Raw genomic sequence first — 18,175 nt, forward strand, 5'->3', positions numbered from 1 at the left:
ATCAGACCGCCCTCATCAGCAGGGTCGCGGCGATGAGGACCGCCGCACCGCCGAACATCGAGACCGCGTAGGAGCGGGCGTAGCCGTTCTGCAGCTTGCGCAGCCGGCCGGAGAGCCCGCCCATCGTCGCGGCCGTGCCGTTGACGACGCCGTCGACCAGGGTGTGGTCGACATAGACCAGGGAGCGGGTGAGGTGTTCGCCGCCGCGGACCAGGACCACGTGGTTGAAGTCGTCCTGGAGGAGGTCCCGGCGGGCCGCCCTGGTGAGCAGGGAGCCGCGCGGGGCGACGGCGGGGACGGGCTTGCGCCCGTACATCGCCCAGGCGATGGCGACACCGATGACGAGCACCACCATGGTGGCGGCGGTGACGGTGGTGGCGCTGACCGGGGCGTGTCCGTGCTCGTGCCCGGTGACCGGCTCCAGCCAGTGCATGAAGCGGTCGCCGATGGAGAAGAAGCCTCCGGCGAAGACCGACCCGAAGGCCAGCACGATCATCGGGATGGTCATGGACTTCGGTGACTCGTGCGGGTGCGGCTCGTGGCCCTCGGCGTCCGGCTGCCAGCGCTTCTCGCCGAAGAACGTCAGCAGCATCACGCGCGTCATGTAGAACGCGGTGATCGCGGCGCCCAGCAGGGTGACCGACCCGAGGATCCAGCCCTCGGTGCCGCCCTTGGCGAAGGCCGCCTCGATGATCATGTCCTTGGAGAAGAAGCCGGACAGGCCGGGGAAGCCGATGATCGCGAGGTAACCGAGGCCGAAGGTGACGAAGGTGACCGGCATGTACGTCCGCAGGCCGCCGTACTTCCGCATGTCCACCTCGTCGTTCATGCCGTGCATGACCGAACCGGCGCCGAGGAAGAGCCCGGCCTTGAAGAAGCCGTGCGTCACCAGGTGCATGATCGCGAAGACGTAGCCGATGGGGCCGAGGCCCGCGGCGAGGATCATGTAGCCGATCTGCGACATCGTCGACCCGGCGAGGGCCTTCTTGATGTCGTCCTTGGCGCAACCGACGATGGCACCGAACAGGAGCGTGACGGCGCCGACGACCACGACGACCAGCTGCGCGTCGGGCGCGGCGTTGAAGATCGCGCCCGAGCGGACGATGAGGTAGACGCCCGCGGTCACCATGGTGGCCGCGTGGATGAGGGCCGAGACCGGGGTCGGGCCCTCCATCGCGTCACCGAGCCAGGACTGCAGCGGGACCTGGGCCGACTTGCCGCAGGCCGCGAGGAGCAGCATCAGGCCGATCGCGGTGAGCTTGCCCTCGCCGGTCTCCCCGGTCGCCTCCAGCACCGGCCCGAAGGCGAAGGTCCCGAAGGTGGTGAACATCAGCATGATCGCGATGGACAGGCCCATGTCGCCGACGCGGTTGACCAGGAAGGCCTTCTTGGCGGCCGTGGCCGCGCTGGGCTTGTGCTGCCAGAAGCCGATCAGCAGGTACGACGCCAGGCCGACGCCCTCCCACCCGACGTACAGCAGCAGGTAGTTGTCGGCGATGACCAGCAGGAGCATCGCCGCGAGGAAGAGGTTCAGATAGCCGAAGAAGCGGCGCCTGCGCTCGTCGTGCTCCATGTAACCGATGGAGTAGATGTGGATCAGCGTGCCCACACCCGTGATCAGCAGGACGAACGTCATCGACAACTGGTCGAGCTGGAAGGCCACGTCGGCCTGGAACCCCTCGACGGGGATCCAGCTGAACAGCTTCTGGTGCAGGGCGCGGTCCTCGGCGCCCTTGCCCAGCATGTCGGTGAACAGCACGACGCCGACGGCGAAGGAGGCGGCGGCGAGCACCGTGCCGATCCAGTGTCCGGTCCGGTCGAGCCGACGGCCGCCGCAGAGCAGGACCGCCGCTCCGAGCAGGGGCGCCGCGACCAGCAGCGCAATCAGGTTTTCCACGATTCCGACCCCTTACAGCTTCATCAGGCTGGCGTCGTCGACCGAGGCCGAGTGGCGGGAGCGGAACAGCGACACGATGATCGCGAGCCCGATGACGACCTCGGCGGCGGCGACGACCATCGTGAAGAAGGCGATGATCTGGCCGTCGAGATTGCCGTGCATCCGGGAGAACGCGACGAGCGCGAGGTTGCAGGCGTTGAGCATCAGCTCGATGCACATGAACACCACGATCGCGTTCCGCCTGATCAGCACGCCGGAGGCGCCGATCGTGAACAAAAGGGCCGCGAGGTAGAGGTAGTTGACCGGATTCACTTGGCGACCTCCTCCTCTTCCTCTGCCGCGTCACGGCCGAGCCGCTCCCCGGACCGCTGTTCCAGCGCCTTGAGTTGGGCGAGCGATTCGCTGGACACGTCGCGGATCTGGCCGCGCCGGCGCAGCGTCTGCATGACGGTGAGCTCGGACGGCGTGCCGTCCGGGAGCAGTCCGGCGATGTCCACGGCGTTGTGCCGGGCGTAGACGCCGGGGGCCGGCAGCGGCGGTACGTGGCTGCTGCGCACCCGCTCCCGGGAGAGCTCCCGCTGGGTCTTGGCGCGTTCGGTGCGCTCGCGGTGCGTGAGCAGCATCGCGCCCACGGTCGCCGTGATCAGCAGGGCGCCGGTGATCTCGAACGCGAAGACGTACTTGGTGAAGATGAGGTTGGCGAGGCCTTCGACGTTTCCGCCGTGCCGGGCGTTCGCCGTGCCGAGACCGTTGAAGGTCCGCAGCGAGGCCTGCCCGATCCCCGCGATCAGCAGGACACCGAAGCCGAGACCGCAGGCGGCGGCCAGCCAGCGCTGTCCCTTCAGGGTCTCCTTCAGGGAGTCCGCCGCGGTGACGCCGACGAGCATGACCACGAAGAGGAACAGCATCATGATCGCGCCGGTGTAGACGACGATCTGGACGATGCCGAGGAAGTACGCGCCGTTGGCGAGGTAGAAGACGGCCAGCACGATCATCGTGCCGGCCAGCGACAGCGCGCTGTGCACCGCCTTCTTCATCAGGACGGTGGAGAGCGCGCCGATGACGGCGACCGAACCGAGCAGCCAGAACTGCACGGCCTCGCCGGTCGACGTGGCGGTGGCGGCGGCCAGGGCGGGGGTCATGCGTCCACCTCCGTGTCCGCTTCTCCCTTGGACACGGCGGTCTGGCGCTCCGTGCCGGGTGCGGCCTGGGTCACCAGGCCCCGGTAGTAGTCCTGTTCGTCCATGCCCGGGTAGATCGCGTGCGGGCTGTCGACCATGCCTTCCTCCAGCCCCGCGAGCAGCTCGTCCTTGGTGTAGATGAGGCTCTCGCGCGTGGTGTTGGCGAGCTCGAACTGATTCGTCATGGTCAGTGCCCGGGTGGGGCACGCCTCGATGCAGAGCCCGCACAGGATGCAGCGCGCGTAGTTGATCTGGTAGACCCGGCCGTAGCGCTCCCCCGGGGAGTAGCGCTCCTCGTCGGTGTTGTCCGCGCCCTCGACGTAGATAGCGTCCGCCGGGCACGCCCAGGCGCACAGCTCGCAGCCGACGCACTTCTCCAGCCCGTCCGGGTGTCGGTTGAGCTGGTGGCGCCCGTGGAAGCGCGGCGCCGTCACCTTCTGCGTCTCCGGGTACTGCTCCGTCAGCCGCTTCTTGAACATGGCCTTGAAGGTCACGCCGAAGCCGGCCACAGGATTCTGGAACTTCTCCCCTGAGGGCTCTGAGGACTCAGACATCGTCGGCCTCCCTTCCGTCACTCGCACTTCCGGCGGTCGCCGGGTCGTCACTCTGAGTATCCGGTCCGCCACTGACAACGAGCTCCCGCTCGCGTCGCGGCCTGCGGCGCGGCACCGGCGGCAGGGTCTGGCCGGGCAGCGGCGGCACGGGATATCCGCCCGCCATCGGGTCGAAGGCCGGCTCGGGCCCGGCCGCCTCCTCGGCGGCCTTCGCCTTGCGGTCCCTGAAGACGTCGGCGACGAAGGAGAGCAGCAGCACCGCGATGACGGCTCCGGCGACGTACAGCAGGATCTGCGAGAAGTCGTAACCCTCGTTGTTCAGCGCCCGCACGGTGGCGACCATCATCAGCCAGACCACGGAGACCGGGATCAGGACCTTCCAGCCGAGCTTCATCAGCTGGTCGTAGCGGACGCGGGGAAGCGTGCCGCGCAGCCAGATGAAGAAGAAGAGGAGCAGCTGCACCTTGAGGACGAACCAGAGCATCGGCCACCAGCCGTGGTTCGCGCCCTCCCAGAAGGTGCTGACCGGGTACGGAGCCCGCCAGCCGCCGAGGAAGAGGGTCACGGAGACCGCGGAGACGGTGACCATGTTCACGTACTCGGCGAGCATGAACATCGCGAACTTGATCGACGAGTACTCGGTGTTGAAGCCGCCGACGAGGTCGCCCTCGGACTCCGGCATGTCGAACGGGGCGCGGTTGGTCTCGCCGACCATCGTGACGATGTAGATGATGAAGGAGACCGGCAGCAGCAGGATGAACCAGCGGTCCTCCTGCGCCGCCACGATCTCCGACGTGGACATCGACCCGGAGTAGAGGAACACCGAGGCGAACGCGGCGCCCATGGCGATCTCGTAGCTGATCATCTGGGCGCACGAGCGCAGACCGCCGAGCAGCGGGTACGTCGATCCGGAGGACCAGCCGGCCAGCACGATGCCGTAGATGCCGACCGAGGCCACCGCGAGGATGTACAGCATCGCGATCGGCAGGTCGGTCAGCTGCATCGTCGTGCGGTGCCCGAAGATCGAGACCTCGTTGCCGGCCGGGCCGAACGGGATCACCGCGATCGCCATGAACGCCGGTGCGGCGGCGACGATCGGGGCCAGGACGTAGACGACCTTGTCGGCCCGCTTGACGACGACGTCCTCCTTCAGCATCAGCTTGACGCCGTCGGCGAGCGACTGGAGCATGCCCCAGGGTCCGTGCCGGTTGGGGCCGATGCGCAGCTGCATCCAGGCGACGACCTTGCGCTCCCACACGATGGAGAAGAGCACGGTCACCATCAGGAACGCGAAGCAGAACACCGCCTTGACGACCACGAGCCACCAGGGGTCCGTGCCGAACATCGAGAGGTCCTCGGCCGCGAGGACGGCGCTGTGCGGTGCCGCGGCGAGTTGGGCGAGGCCGGTCACTCTCCTACCTCCGATGTCACGACGTGGGAGCCCGGGGCCGCGGGGCCGATCCGGACGAGTCCGCCCGGCTGGACGCCGGTGTCGGCGGGGACGCCCCGCCCGACGGAGTTGAGCGGCACCCACACCACCCGGTCCGGCATGTCGGTGACCACGAGCGGCAGTTCGGTGGAGCCCGCGGGTCCGGTGACGGCCAGCAGATCGCCGTCCTTGACCCCGGACTCGGCGGCGGTGGCCGGGGAGAGCCGGGCGACGGCCGCGTGCCTTGTACCGGCCAGCGCCTCGTCGCCCTCCTGGAGCCGGCCGCGGTCGAGCAGCATCCGGTGGCCCGCGAGGACCGCCTCGCCGTCGCCGGGCCGGGGCACCGGCCGGGACGTCGCCCGCGGGTCCTGGGCGTGGCCGCCCTCCCGGCCGCCGAGGCGGTCGAGTTCGCGGCGCGCGGCCTTCAGATCGGGCAGGGCGAGCGAGACGCCGAGGGCGTCGGCGAGCATGTGCAGCACCCGAGCGTCGGTCGGGCAGAGCGTCCTCGGCAGCTGCTCGGGCTTGAGCGCGGCCTCGAACATCCGGGCCCTGCCCTCCCAGTTGAGGAAGGTGCCGGGCTTCTCCGGGACGGCGGCGACGGGGAGGACCACGTCGGCGCGCTCGGTGACGGCTCCGGGGCGCAGCTCCAGCGAGACGAGGAATCCGACCTCGTCCAGGGCCTGAAGCGCCCGGGCGGGGTCGGGCAGGTCCTCGGGGTCGACCCCCGCGACCAGCAGTGCGCCCAGCTCGCCGGTGGCGGCGGCCTCCACGATCTGGCCGGTGTCACGACCGAAGCGCGAGGGCAGCTCGGCGACGCCCCAGACGGAGGCCACCTCCTGCCTGGCCCGTGGGTCCGTCGCGGGACGGCCACCCGGCAGCACCGACGGGAGCGCGCCCGCCTCCAACGCGCCGCGTTCGCCGGCCCGGCGCGGGATCCACACCAGCGCGGCGCCGGTGGCGGCGGCGGTGCGCAGCGCGGCGGTGAGTGCGCCGCGTACTGCGGCGAGCCGCTCCCCCACCACGATCACGGCGCCCTCGCCGCGCAGCGCCTCGGCCGCCACGGCCCCGTCGCCGTCCAGGCCGACACCGCCCGCGAGCGCGTCCAGCCATTCGGTCTCGGTGCCCGGTGCGGCGGGGAGCAGGGTGCCGCCCGCCTTCTCCAGACCCCGGCTGGCGTGCGAGGCGAGCGCGAACGTCCGCTGCCCGTGCTTGCGGTGGGCCTTGCGGAGCCGCAGGAAGACGCCGGGCGCCTCCTCCTCGGACTCGAAGCCCGCCAGGAGGACCGCCGGCGCCTTCTCCAGCGAGGTGTACGTGACCCCGCTGCCGTCCAGGTCGCGTCCCCGCCCGGCCACACGGGCGGCCAGGAAGTCGGCCTCCTCACCGCTGTGGACCCGGGCCCGGAAGTCGATGTCGTTGGTGTCGAGGGCCACCCGCGCGAACTTGCTGTACGCGTAGGCGTCCTCGACGGTCAGCCGGCCGCCGGTGAGCACGCCCGTCCTGCCGCGGGCCGCAGAGAGCCCTGCGGCTGCCGCCTCCAGCGCCTCGGGCCAGCTCGCCGGTTCCAGCACCCCGTCCGCGGAGCGCACGAGCGGCGTGGTGAGCCGGTCGCGCTGCTGGGCGTACCGGAAGCCGAAGCGGCCCTTGTCGCAGACCCACTCCTCGTTGACCTCGGGGTCGTTGGCGGCGAGCCGCCGCATGACCTTGCCGCGCCGGTGGTCGGTGCGGGTGGCGCAGCCGCCGGCGCAGTGCTCGCACACCGAGGGCGAGGAGACCAGGTCGAAGGGCCGGGAGCGGAAGCGGTACGCCGCCGAGGTGAGCGCCCCGACGGGACAGATCTGGATGGTGTTGCCGGAGAAGTACGACTCGAAGGGGTCGCCCTCGCCCGTACCGACCTGCTGGAGCGCGCCGCGCTCGAGCAGCTCGATCATCGGGTCGCCCGCCACCTGGTTGGAGAACCGGGTGCACCGCGCGCAGAGCACGCACCGCTCACGGTCCAGCAGCACCTGGGTGGAGATGGGGACGGGCTTCTCGAAGGTGCGCTTCTTCCCGTCGAAGCGGGATTCCGCGCCGCCGTGCGACATCGCCTGGTTCTGCAGGGGGCACTCGCCGCCCTTGTCGCAGACCGGGCAGTCCAGCGGGTGGTTGATGAGCAGGAGCTCCATCACCCCCTTCTGGGCCTTCTCCGCGACGGGCGAGGTGATCTGCGACTTCACGACCATGCCGTCGGTGCACGTGATGGTGCAGGACGCCATCGGCTTGCGCTGGCCCTCGACCTCGACGATGCACTGTCGGCAGGCGCCGGCCGGGTCGAGGAGCGGGTGGTCGCAGAAGCGCGGGATCTCGATGCCGAGGAGTTCGGCGGCGCGGATGACGAGGGTGCCCTTGGGCACGCTGATCTCGATGCCGTCGATCGTGAGCGTGACGAGGTCCTCGGGCGGAACGGCCGCCTCGCCGCCCCCGGAGGGCGCACTCGTGGTGACTGTCATGCGTTCACCCCCCGGTGAGCGTTCTTGTCGTCTTTTTCGTCGGCCCAGACGGTCGACCTGGCGGGATCGAAGGGGCAGCCCTTGCCGGTGATGTGCTGCTCGTACTCCTCGCGGAAGTACTTCAGCGAGGAGAAGATGGGCGATGCGGCACCGTCGCCGAGGGCGCAGAACGACTTGCCGTTGATGTTGTCGGCGATGTCGTTGAGCTTGTCGAGGTCGTCCATCTGCCCCTTGCCGGCCTCGATGTCGCGGAGCAGCTGGACGAGCCAGTAGGTGCCCTCGCGGCAGGGGGTGCACTTGCCGCAGGACTCGTGGGCGTAGAACTCGGTCCAGCGGGTGACCGCCCGCACGACGCAGGTGGTCTCGTCGAAGCACTGCAGGGCCTTGGTGCCGAGCATGGATCCGGCGGCGCCCACGCCCTCGTAGTCCAGGGGGACGTCGAGGTGTTCGTCGGTGAACATCGGGGTGGAGGAACCGCCGGGCGTCCAGAACTTGAGGCGGTGCCCCTCCCGGATGCCGCCGCTCATGTCGAGCAGCTGGCGCAGGGTGATGCCGAGCGGGGCCTCGTACTGGCCGGGGCTGGTGACGTGCCCGCTGAGCGAGTACAGCGTGAAGCCCGGGGACTTCTCGCTGCCCATCGACTTGAACCAGTCCTTGCCCTTGTTCAGGATCGCGGGAACCGAGGCGATGGACTCGACGTTGTTCACCACGGTGGGGCAGGCGTACAGACCGGCGACCGCGGGGAAGGGGGGCCGCAGCCGGGGCTGGCCACGCCGTCCTTCGAGCGAGTCGAGGAGTGCGGTCTCCTCGCCGCAGATGTACGCGCCGGCGCCCGCGTGCACCGTGAGTTCGAGGTCGAGCCCCGACCCCAGGATGTCCGTCCCGAGGTAACCCGCCTCGTAGGCCTCGCGCACGGCCTCGTGGAGCCGCCTCAGGACGGGAACGACCTCGCCGCGCAGATAGATGAAGGCGTGCGAGGAGCGGATCGCGTAACAGGCGATCACGATGCCCTCGATGAGGCTGTGGGGATTGGCGAAGAGGAGCGGGATGTCCTTGCAGGTGCCCGGCTCCGACTCGTCGGCGTTGACGACCAGGTAGTGCGGCTTGCCGTCGCCCTGCGGGATGAACTGCCACTTCATCCCGGTGGGGAAGCCCGCGCCTCCACGCCCGCGCAGACCGGAGTCCTTGACGTACGCGATGAGGTCGTCGGGCGACATGGCGAGCGCCTTGCGCAGTCCCTCGTACCCGTCGTGCCGGCGGTAGGTCTCCAGCGTCCAGGACTCCGGCTCGTCCCAGAAGGAGGAGAGGACCGGGGCCAGGAGCTTCTCCGGGCTCGTCCCGTTCTTGTCGATCTCGGCTGCCAACGTCATCACTCCCCCTCCTCGGCTGCGGGTCCGGCCGGGTGTTCCGGGTCGGATGCCGATGTCTGCTGCGGTGCGTCGTGCGAGCTGAGGTGCTCGGTCGGCGACGGATCGTGCGGGGCCGCGTCCTCGGGCGCCGTGTCCCGGGGCCGCTCGCCCCTCGGCCCGACCACGCGGGCGTGCGGCGAGGCCTCGCCCCTGGCGAGCTTCAGCCCGACCAGGGAGGCGGCCCCCGCTCCGCCGCTCGCCTCGACGGCGCCGGGGCGCTGGTCGGGGAAGCCGGCGAGGATGCGGGCCGTCTCCTTGTAGGTGCACAGCGGCGCTCCGCGTGTGGGCTCCACGGTCCGGCCGGCGATCAGGTCGTCGACGAGACGCGTCGCGCTCTCCGGCGTCTGGTTGTCGAAGAACTCCCAGTTCACCATCACGACGGGCGCGAAGTCGCAGGCCGCGTTGCACTCGATGTGTTCGAGGGTGACCTTGCCGTCCTCGGTGGTCTCGTCGTTCCCGACGCCCAGGTGCTCCTTGAGGCGGTCGAAGATGGCGTCGCCGCCCATGACCGCGCACAGGGTGTTGGTGCAGACCCCGACCTGGTAGTCACCGCTGGGCCGGCGGCGGTACATCGTGTAGAAGGTCGAGACCGCGGTGACCTCGGCGGTGGTGAGGCCGAGCTGGTCGGCGCAGAAGGCGATGCCCGTGCGGGAGACGTATCCCTCCTCGGACTGCACCAGATGGAGCAGCGGCAGCAGCGCGGAACGGCTGCCGGGGTAGCGGGCGATCACCTCCTTCGCGTCCGCTTCCAGCCGGGCGAGCACCTCGGCCGGGTAGGCGGGGGCAGGGAGCTGCGGCATCCCCAGGCTGACTTCTCGGTTGGCTGCGGTCACCGGTCGACGCCTCCCATCACGGGGTCGATGGACGCGACGGCGACGATGACGTCGGCGACCTGGCCGCCCTCGCACATCGCCGCCATGGCCTGGAGGTTGGTGAAGGACGGGTCGCGGAAGTGCACCCGGAAGGGCCGGGTGCCGCCGTCCGAGACGACGTGCACGCCGAGTTCGCCCTTGGGCGACTCCAGGGCGGTGTACGCCTGCCCGGCCGGGACCCGGAAGCCCTCGGTCACCAGCTTGAAGTGGTGGATCAGGGCCTCCATGGAGGTGCCCATGATCTTCTTGATGTGGTCGAGGGAGTTGCCGAGCCCGTCGGGCCCCAGCGCGAGCTGTGCGGGCCAGGCGATCTTCTTGTCCTCGACCATGACCGGGCCCGGCTCCAGCCGGTCCAGGCACTGCTCGACGATCCTGAGCGACTGGCGCATCTCCTCGAGCCGGATGAGGAAGCGGCCGTAGGCGTCGCAGCTGTCCGCGGTGGGCACGTCGAACTCGTAGTTCTCGTAGCCGCAGTACGGGTCGCTCTTGCGCAGGTCGTGCGGGAGCCCGGCGGACCTGAGGATCGGGCCGGTGGCGCCGAGCGCCATGCAGCCGGTCAGGTCGAGGTAACCGACGTCCTGCATGCGTGCCTTGAAGATGGGGTTGCCGGTGGCGAGCTTGTCGTACTCCGGCAGGTTCTTCTTCATGGTCTTCACGAAGTCGCGGAGCCGGTCGACCGCGCCCATGGGCAGGTCCTGGGCGAGACCACCGGGCCGGATGAACGCGTGGTTCATCCGGAGTCCCGTGATCAGCTCGAAGAGGTCGAGAACGAGTTCACGATCGCGGAAACCGTAGATCATGATCGTCGTCGCGCCGAGCTCCATGCCGCCGGTGGCGACGCACACCAGGTGGGAGGAGATCCGGTTGAGCTCCATCAGGAGCACGCGCAGGACGGTGGCCCGGTCCGGGATCTGGTCCTCGATGCCGAGGAGCTTCTCGACCCCGAGGCAGTACGCGGCCTCGTTGAAGAACGGGGTCAGGTAATCCATGCGGGTGACGAAGGTGGTGCCCTGCGTCCAGTTCCGGAATTCGAGGTTCTTCTCGATGCCGGTGTGGAGGTAGCCGATTCCGCAGCGGGCCTCGGTGACGGTCTCACCGTCGATCTCCAGGATCAGCCGCAGCACGCCGTGGGTGGACGGATGCTGGGGACCCATGTTGACGATGATGCGTTCGTCGTCCGACTTCGCGGCGGACTCGACGACCTCGTCCCAGTCGCCGCCGGTGACTGTATATACAGTCCCCTCGGTCGTGGCGCGGGGGTCGGAGAGAGGCGTGCCGGAGGGACCCGATGAGGTCTGGTGGCCGGGCGAGGGGTGGGAGTGGGACGTGGTCATCAGCTGTACGACCTCCGCTGGTCCGGAGCCGGGATCTGGGCGCCCTTGTACTCGACGGCGATGCCGCCGAGCGGGTAGTCCTTGCGCTGCGGGAAGCCCTGCCAGTCGTCCGGCATCATGATCCGCGTCAGGGCGGGGTGCCCGTCGAAGATCAGGCCGAAGAAGTCGTAGGTCTCGCGCTCGTGCCAGTCGTTGGTGGGGTAGACCCCGACGAGGGACGGGATGTGCGGGTCGCTGTCGGGGGCCGACACCTCCAGACGGATCAGCCGGCCGTGGGTGAGCGAGCGCAGGTGGTAGACCGCGTGCAGCTCGCGCCCCTTGTCCCCCAGGTAGTGGACGCCGCTGACGCCCGTACAGAGTTCGAAGCGCAGGGCGGGGTCGTCGCGCAGGGTGCGGGCGACCTGGACCAGGTGCTCGCGCGCGACGAAGAAGGTGAGCTCGCCCCGGTCGACGACCGTCTTCTCGATGGCGTTGCCGGGAAGGAGGTCCTGTTCCTCCAGGGCCCCTTCGAGCTCGTCGGCCACCTCGTCGAACCAGCCGCCGTACGGCCGCGAGGTGGCTCCCGGCAGGGTCACCGTGCGGACGAGTCCGCCGTAGCCGGAGGTGTCGCCGCCGTTGTCGGCGCCGAACATCCCCTTGCGTACGCCGATGACCTCGCCGGAGTCGTCCCGCGGGGTGGGCACCTGGCCGCTGTTGGTGTTCTGTTCGTCGCTCATCGCAGCAGCCCCTTCATCTCGATGAGGGGAAGTGCCTTGAGGGCCGCCTCCTCCGCCTCGCGGGCGGCCTCCTCCGCGTTGACCCCGAGCTTGGTGCCCTGGATCTTCTGGTGGAGCTTGAGGATGGCGTCGATCAGCATCTCGGGGCGCGGCGGGCACCCCGGCAGATAGATGTCGACCGGGACAATATGATCAACACCCTGAACAATGGCGTAATTGTTGAACATTCCACCCGATGACGCACAAACCCCCATGGAGATCACCCACTTGGGGCTCGGCATCTGGTCGTAGACCTGCCGGAGAACGGGCGCCATCTTCTGGCTGACCCGTCCCGCGACGATCATCAGATCCGCCTGCCGCGGTGATCCGCGGAAGACCTCCATCCCGAAACGGGCCAGGTCGTACCGGCCGGCGCCGGTCGTCATCATCTCGATGGCGCAGCAGGCGAGGCCGAAGGTGGCAGGGAAGACGGAGGACTTCCGCACCCAGCCGGCGGCCTGCTCGACAGTGGTCAGCACAAAGCCGCTCGGCAGCTTCTCTTCGAGTCCCATGGTGTGCCCCTCAGCCCCTCAGTCCCATTCCAGGCCGCCGCGGCGCCACACATACGCGTAGGCGACGAAGACGGTGAGCACGAAGAGCAGCATCTCCACGAGCCCGAAGATCCCCAGGGCGTCGAAGGTGACCGCCCAGGGATAGAGGAAGACGATCTCGATGTCGAAGACGATGAACAGCATCGCCGTCAGGTAGTACTTGATGGGAAAACGGCCGCCTCCGGCTGGAGTGGGGGTGGGTTCGATGCCGCACTCGTACGCTTCGAGCTTTGCTCGGTTGTACCGCTTCGGGCCGATAAGCGTGGCCATGACCACGGAGAAGATCGCAAACACTGCCCCGAGGGCGCCGAGCACGAGGATGGGCGCGTAGGCATTCACGCTCCTCGCTCCTTCCAGTCGTCCTTGACCGTTGGACCGCATCGGGCGACCGGCTCGCCACCTCATCAAGATCGTGCACATGTGAGGCAGTTCACAAGCCCGACTGCCCCGCATCCTATGCCTGCTGTCCTGTGATCTGCGACACGGGGTACGCCAACGTCTTTGTGATCTCCACCACCTGACGAACGATCATGAAGTCGGATGAGCGGTGATCTTCGTACGCGAAGCGGCCGAGCGGTTACGAGACGTGACATCTCGCGCTGTTACCGCTGGTCAAAGGCGTACGGCACTATCAATCGACGGCCTCTACATGCAAATTGGCGATGAACACGTACGGGGTGATATAGGGAGCGACCCCAGATCGCGGCCACCCGGACGAGGGGCTTCCGGTACCGATGTGGACAATGCGCACGCATTCACGAACTTCCGGACGCCCACCCGGAGCTCCACCGCCGACCACCGACGGCGCCCGCCGGGAGGCGCGGGAGAGGCGGCCGACGCGCGGGCATGGAAACGGACATGACTCACCAATAGGTCACGCACGCCGAAGCAGCCGCCGCACGGGGGCGGGCACGCGGCGGGCGCCCGCGCGGTTGCCTCTCACGACAGGGTCACGCTGTGACCTGCATCACTCCACGCGCACACCAAGAGAAGCGGGCTTGGCCATCCGTGTGAACGGATGGTAAGCGACGGGCAATTCGGGCGTATTGAAAGAACGCCGTGATCACGGCCGTGATCGTGGCTGTCCGTTTTGCCCGTTAGGGCGTCAATAAGAGCCCGCAATAAGCGGATTCACAGATTCCGAACGTAACTGTGTCGCAACACACGTTTCTTGATGGGACCCCTACAGCCCTGATAGCGCTAGTACTCATGTCCCACACCGCTCACATACCCAGCCACCGGAAGCCCCGCCAGAGCGCCTCGAAGACGGCGCTGCGGGCAGGAGTTGCCGGTGGCGTCCTCAGCACCATCGCGGTCGCGGGTGCCGCCGGACCGGCCCAGGCCGAGCCGGTGACCCAGACCATCGAGATGCCCACCATCACGGCCGGTCTCTCCACCTCCGTCGCCGCGTCCGCTCAGGCGACCCAGGCGGTCGCTCTCGACCTCGAGACGCAGGCCCACGAGGACGCCGCGGCCGAGAAGGCCGCCAAGACGGCCAAGAAGGCCAAGGCCGAGGCCGTCCGCAAGGCCGAGGCCGAGAAGAAGGCCGAAGCTGCCGCCAAGGCCAAGGCGGAGGCCGCCGAGCGCGCCTCCCGTACCGCCGAGCGCACCACGCTCAGCGCGCCGGCCTCCTCCTCGTCCTCGTCCTCCTCCTCGTCGTCGAGCGCCACCGGGTCCGCGGCCTCCGTCATCGCGTTCGCACAGGCCCAGGTCGGCGACGCATACGTCTCCGGCGGCACCGGCCCGAACTCGTGGGACTGCTCGGGCCTGGTCCAGGCGGCCTTCGGCTCGGTGGGCATCGACCTGCCGCGCGTCTCACAGAGCCAGTCGACGGCGGGCACCCAGGTCTCGCTCGACAACCTGCAGCCCGGCGACATCCTCTACTGGGGCGGTGCGGGCAGCGCGTACCACGTCGGCATCTACGTGGGCGGCGGCCAGTTCGTCGGCGCGCAGAACTCCAGCACCGGCGTCGTGCAGAAGTCCCTGGACTACGACCCGCCGTCGGGCGCGGTCCGCGTTCTCTGATTCACAAGCCGCGCACGCCCGGGCAGGACGGGGCACGCGCGCACGAACAGCACGGCCGACGGGCCGTCACTCCCCGCTCGGAGTGACGGCCCGTCGGTGTGCCGTGGTGGCGTGGGGCTCCACGGCGGCGTCGGCCGGCCGGCGCTGGCCCGGTACGCGGGCTCCGGGCGCCGTGGCGCGCTCCCTGCGCAGCAGCACACCTCCCGCCCCGCACACGAGAGCGGCCAGCACGAAGCCGTAGGCGGGGGTGGAGCCCGAGGGCTGTGTCTCGTAGCCGAGAGCCGCCGAGAGCACGACGACGACGTCGCGGACCGTGCTGCCGGCCGCGGTAGCGGCGAGCACGACGGTCCCCCAGAGCAGATACCACGGCTGCACCATCGGTGAGAGCGCCACCAGGGCCACCAGCCCGAGACCCAGCCCGTGCACCGCGTCCAGGCGGCCGGCGGCGGCACGCCACGCCGCCAGCAGGATCAGCGCGACCCCCGCCGCGAGCCCGAGGTTCTGCACGGCGGCCTTGACCGGGTCGGGGTCGGTCCCGGCCAGCAGCCGCAGGAGTTCGCCGAGCCCGAGGCCCAGATCGCTGGTCGGCGAGAGCGCGGTGTGGATGCGGCCCGCGACACCCTGGGTGGCCACCCAGCCGAAGCCGGTTCCGCCGAGCAGGGTCGTCAGCACCACGACGGCCCCCGCCACCGCCCCGGGCCCGAACAGCCCCTTCGCCGCCCTGCGTACGAGCCCACCGGTCGCGGCCCGGCCCACCAGGACGGCGACGAACAGCAGCGCCACCGCCGCCGGGGTCTTGACCATCATGGCGAGCCCGACGAGCACGGAGCCGCCGATCCACCTTCCCCGCAGCGCGAGCACGACGCCCACCAGCATGAGGCCGATCATCAGCCCGTCGTTGTGCAGACCGCCCGCCACGTGCATCAGCAGCAGCGGGTTCAGCGCGCCCAGCCACAACGCGGCGCCGGGGCTGCGGCCGTGCTCCCGGGCCAGGTGCGGCAGCGCCCAGGCGATCAGCGCCAGGGAGGCCAGGGCGATCAGCCGCATCAGGAGGACGGCGGGCACGATCGTGCCACCGGTCGCCCAGGCCACGCCCCGTGCCAGGAGGAGGAAGAACGGGCCGTACGGCGCCGGGGTGTCGGTCCAGTGGCCCCCGACGCTCGCGGCGGCGTCACCGCCGGGACCGGCGGGGTCGAGGACGGACGGTCCCACCTCGTAGACGTCGTGGCCTTCGAGGACCATCGCGCCCTGGGCGATGTAGCTGTAGACGTCGGCGCTGTAGAGCGGCGGCGCCACCACGAACGGCGCCGCCCACCACACCAGGGTGACCAGACTGTCCCGTACCCCGGCTCCCGTCCTGCCGTACAGCCACCAGGCGACGACGAGCGCCGTGAGTCCGCCGTACGCCAGCGCGTAACCGGCCGCCGTGAGGGCGGTGCCGCGCGGCACCCACAGGCCCCACGGGTCGTGGGCCGGCAGTGTGCCGACGGCCCAGCCGCCCGCGACCGCAGCCGCCGCTCCTGCCGCGCCCAGCAGGCGATACCTTCCGCCGTTCCCCGCCCCGGTTGCCCGCATGGTCCGCAAACCTATCGCAGGGGCCCGGGCGCCTTCAGGTGTGGACGTCCACACCCCTGCGCGCGGGCCATGGCGGCGCCCCTCCTCCTCACGGGACTCCCGCCACCACCCGCGAGCTCGCGCCGCGAGGCGGAAGCAGAGCCGCCGCACGGAACGAGGTGCGTTCCGCGGGGCGGCGGCAGCCGGGAGGTCAGGCCTTCGGGGCGACCTTCGAGAGGCCGTTGATGATGCGGTCCATGGCGTCGCCGCCCGTCGGGTCGGTGAGGTTGGCGAGCATCTTCAGCGTGAACTTCATCAGCAGGGGGTGGGTCAGACCGCGCTGCGTGGCGATCTTCATGACCTTCGGGTTCCCGATCATCTTCACGAAGGCGCGGCCCAGCGTGTAGTAGCCGCCGTAGGTGTCCTTGAGGATCTTCGGGTAGTGCTGGAGCGCCAGTTCCCGCTGCGCCGGGGTCGCCCGGGCGTGCGCCTGGACGATGACGTCGGCGGCGATCTGGCCCGACTCCATGGCGTACGCGATGCCCTCGCCGTTGAAGGGGTTGACCAGCCCGCCCGCGTCACCGACGAGCAGCAGGCCCTTGGTGTAGTGCGGCTGCCGGTTGAAGGCCATCGGGAGCGCGGCCCCGCGGATCGGCATCGTCATGTTCTCGGGGGTGTAGCCCCAGTCCTCCGGCATCGAGGCGCACCAGGCCTTGAGGACCTCGCGCCAGTCCAGCTCCCGGAAGGCCGACGAGGAGTTGAGGATGCCGAGGCCCACGTTGGAGGTGCCGTCGCCCATGCCGAAGATCCAGCCGTAGCCGGGCAGCAGCCGGTCCTCGGCGCCTCGGCGGTCCCACAGCTCCAGCCACGACTCCAGGTAGTCGTCGTCGTGGCGGGGCGAGGTGAAGTACGTACGGACCGCGACGCCCATCGGGCGGTCCTCGCGGCGGTGCAGGCCCATGTTCAGGGAGAGCCGGGTGGAGTTGCCGTCGGCGGCGACGACGAGCGGGGCGTGGAAGGTGACCGGGGTCTTCTCCTCGCCGAGCTTGGCGTGGACGCCGGTGATGCGGCCGGTGCGCTCGTCCTTGATCGGCTCGCCGACGTTGCAGCGCTCGTGCAGCCGCGCACCTGCCTTCTGCGCCTGGCGGGCCAGCTGCTCGTCGAAGTCGTCGCGCTTGCGGACCAGACCGTAGTCCGGGTACGAGGCGAGGTCCGGCCAGTCCAGCTGGAGGCGGACACCGCCGCCGATGATGCGCAGGCCCTTGTTGCGCAGCCAGCCGGCCTCCTCGGAGATGTCGATCCCCATCGAGACGAGCTGCTTGGTGGCACGCGGGGTGAGACCGTCGCCGCAGACCTTCTCCCTCGGGAAGGCCGTCTTCTCCAGGAGGAGGACGTCGAGTCCGGCCTTGGCGAGGTAGTACGCGGTCGTGGAGCCGGCTGGGCCCGCTCCGACGACGATCACGTCCGCGCTGTGTTCGGAGAGGGGCTCGGTCACGGTCGGATCTCCCGAAGACTCGAATTCGCGTGCCGCGCGGCACATGTCGCGTGCAGTCTATGGGTGCCTGCTGATCAACCTCCCGAAGGGCTCCCCGATGCCGCACGCGCCTGAATCGACCCCGTCCGTCCATCTGCGTGTCCCCACCGACGAGGACGCCCTCGCCTGGTACCGGGTCTTCGACCATCCCGAGGTGATGGAGTTCCACGGCGGGCGTTCGGCGGAGTACTCCGTGTACGAGGAGTTGACCGCCCGTCAGCGCCGGCACGACGCGGAGCTCGGCCACTGCCTGTGGACGGTGCTGGACGACGCCGGTGAGGTGCTCGGCTTCACGGGCGCCCAGCCGTGGCCCCACACGTCCTTCGGGCCGGTGGGCGAGATAGAGATCGGCTGGCGGCTGGGGCGGGCCGCCTGGGGGCGCGGCTACGCGACCGCGGCCGCCCGCGCCACCCTGGACCGGACGCGCGCTCTCGGGGTGCGGGAGGTCGTCGCGATGATCAACGTACGCAACGCGCGCTCGGTCGCGGTGGCGGAACGCCTCGGCATGCGGCAGGCCGAGACGTACACGAGCCCGGTGTCGGGGCAGGAGGCGTACTGCTTCCGGCTGGAGCTCTGAGGCCGCCCCTGACGGGT

Annotated in this window: 16 protein-coding genes; 2 read left to right on the forward strand and 14 right to left on the reverse strand. The window is 69.8% G+C overall.

Annotation, left to right across the window (positions count from 1 at the left end):
- Nucleotide 1: 1 nt before the first annotated feature.
- The 12 genes from nuoL to ACFY8O_RS05300 are packed head-to-tail and all read right to left on the reverse strand — an operon-like array spanning nt 2 to nt 12,807.
- Nucleotides 2–1,897, reverse strand: a complete 1,896-nt coding sequence (nuoL, locus tag ACFY8O_RS05245) for an NADH-quinone oxidoreductase subunit L (protein ID WP_387898969.1) — start codon at nt 1,895–1,897, stop codon at nt 2–4.
- Nucleotides 1,898–1,909: 12 nt separating this feature from the next.
- A complete protein-coding gene (gene nuoK, locus ACFY8O_RS05250; protein WP_033297526.1) occupies nt 1,910–2,209 on the reverse strand; it encodes an NADH-quinone oxidoreductase subunit NuoK in 300 nt (99 codons plus the stop codon).
- The gene (locus ACFY8O_RS05255; protein WP_387898972.1) at nt 2,206–3,039 is read right to left on the reverse strand and encodes an NADH-quinone oxidoreductase subunit J; all 834 of its coding nucleotides are present in this window, start codon (nt 3,037–3,039) and stop codon (nt 2,206–2,208) included. The genes nuoK and ACFY8O_RS05255 overlap by 4 nt, the downstream gene beginning before the upstream one ends.
- Nucleotides 3,036–3,632 carry an NADH-quinone oxidoreductase subunit NuoI gene (nuoI, locus tag ACFY8O_RS05260; protein ID WP_145804178.1) on the reverse strand — a complete coding sequence of 199 codons (597 nt, stop codon included), beginning with the start codon at nt 3,630–3,632 and terminating at the stop codon, nt 3,036–3,038. The genes ACFY8O_RS05255 and nuoI overlap by 4 nt, the downstream gene beginning before the upstream one ends.
- Complete coding sequence (gene nuoH / locus ACFY8O_RS05265) at nt 3,625–5,043, reverse strand: NADH-quinone oxidoreductase subunit NuoH (protein ID WP_387898975.1); 1,419 nt, start codon at nt 5,041–5,043, stop codon at nt 3,625–3,627. The genes nuoI and nuoH overlap by 8 nt, the downstream gene beginning before the upstream one ends.
- Nucleotides 5,040–7,547: an NADH-quinone oxidoreductase subunit G gene (locus tag ACFY8O_RS05270; RefSeq protein ID WP_387898977.1), complete on the reverse strand. Its 2,508-nt coding sequence runs from the start codon at nt 7,545–7,547 to the stop codon at nt 5,040–5,042. The genes nuoH and ACFY8O_RS05270 overlap by 4 nt, the downstream gene beginning before the upstream one ends.
- Nucleotides 7,544–8,917, reverse strand: coding sequence for an NADH-quinone oxidoreductase subunit NuoF (gene nuoF / locus ACFY8O_RS05275; RefSeq protein ID WP_145804184.1), 1,374 nt, complete (start codon nt 8,915–8,917; stop codon nt 7,544–7,546). Before nuoF ends, ACFY8O_RS05270 begins: the two co-directional genes overlap by 4 nt.
- The gene (nuoE, locus tag ACFY8O_RS05280) at nt 8,917–9,756 is read right to left on the reverse strand and encodes an NADH-quinone oxidoreductase subunit NuoE (RefSeq protein ID WP_145804839.1); all 840 of its coding nucleotides are present in this window, start codon (nt 9,754–9,756) and stop codon (nt 8,917–8,919) included. The genes nuoF and nuoE overlap by 1 nt, the downstream gene beginning before the upstream one ends.
- Nucleotides 9,757–9,785: 29 nt before the next feature.
- Nucleotides 9,786–11,162, reverse strand: coding sequence for an NADH-quinone oxidoreductase subunit D (locus ACFY8O_RS05285; protein WP_145804186.1), 1,377 nt, complete (start codon nt 11,160–11,162; stop codon nt 9,786–9,788).
- On the reverse strand, nt 11,162–11,878 hold the full coding sequence (locus ACFY8O_RS05290; RefSeq protein ID WP_387898980.1) for an NADH-quinone oxidoreductase subunit C: 717 nt from the start codon (nt 11,876–11,878) through the stop codon (nt 11,162–11,164). The genes ACFY8O_RS05285 and ACFY8O_RS05290 overlap by 1 nt, the downstream gene beginning before the upstream one ends.
- Nucleotides 11,875–12,429 (reverse strand): NuoB/complex I 20 kDa subunit family protein, encoded by a 555-nt coding sequence (locus ACFY8O_RS05295; protein WP_145804190.1) that lies wholly within the window; start codon nt 12,427–12,429, stop codon nt 11,875–11,877. The genes ACFY8O_RS05290 and ACFY8O_RS05295 overlap by 4 nt, the downstream gene beginning before the upstream one ends.
- An 18-nt stretch (nt 12,430–12,447) precedes the next feature.
- Nucleotides 12,448–12,807: an NADH-quinone oxidoreductase subunit A gene (locus ACFY8O_RS05300; protein WP_387898984.1), complete on the reverse strand. Its 360-nt coding sequence runs from the start codon at nt 12,805–12,807 to the stop codon at nt 12,448–12,450.
- 870 nt (nt 12,808–13,677) lie between these two features.
- Here ACFY8O_RS05300 and ACFY8O_RS05305 point away from each other — a divergent pair.
- Nucleotides 13,678–14,493, forward strand: a complete 816-nt coding sequence (locus tag ACFY8O_RS05305; RefSeq protein WP_145804192.1) for a C40 family peptidase — start codon at nt 13,678–13,680, stop codon at nt 14,491–14,493.
- Between the two features lie 66 nt (nt 14,494–14,559).
- On the opposite strand, the gene mptB is transcribed toward ACFY8O_RS05305, so the two are convergent.
- On the reverse strand, nt 14,560–16,068 hold the full coding sequence (gene mptB / locus ACFY8O_RS05310; protein WP_387898987.1) for a polyprenol phosphomannose-dependent alpha 1,6 mannosyltransferase MptB: 1,509 nt from the start codon (nt 16,066–16,068) through the stop codon (nt 14,560–14,562).
- Nucleotides 16,069–16,258: 190 nt separating this feature from the next.
- Nucleotides 16,259–17,542 carry a geranylgeranyl reductase family protein gene (locus tag ACFY8O_RS05315; RefSeq protein WP_145804196.1) on the reverse strand — a complete coding sequence of 428 codons (1,284 nt, stop codon included), beginning with the start codon at nt 17,540–17,542 and terminating at the stop codon, nt 16,259–16,261.
- 97 nt (nt 17,543–17,639) lie between these two features.
- On the opposite strand from ACFY8O_RS05315, the gene ACFY8O_RS05320 reads away from it, so the two are divergent.
- On the forward strand, nt 17,640–18,158 hold the full coding sequence (locus ACFY8O_RS05320; RefSeq protein ID WP_387898991.1) for a GNAT family N-acetyltransferase: 519 nt from the start codon (nt 17,640–17,642) through the stop codon (nt 18,156–18,158).
- Nucleotides 18,159–18,175: the final 17 nt, after the last annotated feature.

The sequence above is a fragment of the Streptomyces argenteolus genome, assembly GCF_042902585.1.
GTDB classification, from domain to species: domain Bacteria; phylum Actinomycetota; class Actinomycetes; order Streptomycetales; family Streptomycetaceae; genus Streptomyces; species Streptomyces argenteolus.

Excerpts from the sequence above, each read along its gene's own strand:
- nuoE (WP_145804839.1), bottom strand. The coding sequence starts at position 9,756 with ATGCCGCAGCTCCCTGCCCCCGCCTACCCGGCCGAGGTGCTCGCCCGG.
- ACFY8O_RS05255 (WP_387898972.1), bottom strand. The coding sequence starts at position 3,039 with ATGACCCCCGCCCTGGCCGCCGCCACCGCCACGTCGACCGGCGAGGCC.
- ACFY8O_RS05290 (WP_387898980.1), bottom strand. The coding sequence starts at position 11,878 with ATGAGCGACGAACAGAACACCAACAGCGGCCAGGTGCCCACCCCGCGG.
- ACFY8O_RS05320 (WP_387898991.1), top strand. The coding sequence starts at position 17,640 with ATGCCGCACGCGCCTGAATCGACCCCGTCCGTCCATCTGCGTGTCCCC.
- nuoF (WP_145804184.1), bottom strand. The coding sequence starts at position 8,917 with ATGACGTTGGCAGCCGAGATCGACAAGAACGGGACGAGCCCGGAGAAG.
- ACFY8O_RS05295 (WP_145804190.1), bottom strand. The coding sequence starts at position 12,429 with ATGGGACTCGAAGAGAAGCTGCCGAGCGGCTTTGTGCTGACCACTGTC.
- mptB (WP_387898987.1), bottom strand. The coding sequence starts at position 16,068 with ATGCGGGCAACCGGGGCGGGGAACGGCGGAAGGTATCGCCTGCTGGGC.
- ACFY8O_RS05270 (WP_387898977.1), bottom strand. The coding sequence starts at position 7,547 with ATGACAGTCACCACGAGTGCGCCCTCCGGGGGCGGCGAGGCGGCCGTT.
- nuoI (WP_145804178.1), bottom strand. The coding sequence starts at position 3,632 with ATGTCTGAGTCCTCAGAGCCCTCAGGGGAGAAGTTCCAGAATCCTGTG.
- ACFY8O_RS05285 (WP_145804186.1), bottom strand. The coding sequence starts at position 11,162 with ATGACCACGTCCCACTCCCACCCCTCGCCCGGCCACCAGACCTCATCG.
- ACFY8O_RS05305 (WP_145804192.1), top strand. The coding sequence starts at position 13,678 with ATGTCCCACACCGCTCACATACCCAGCCACCGGAAGCCCCGCCAGAGC.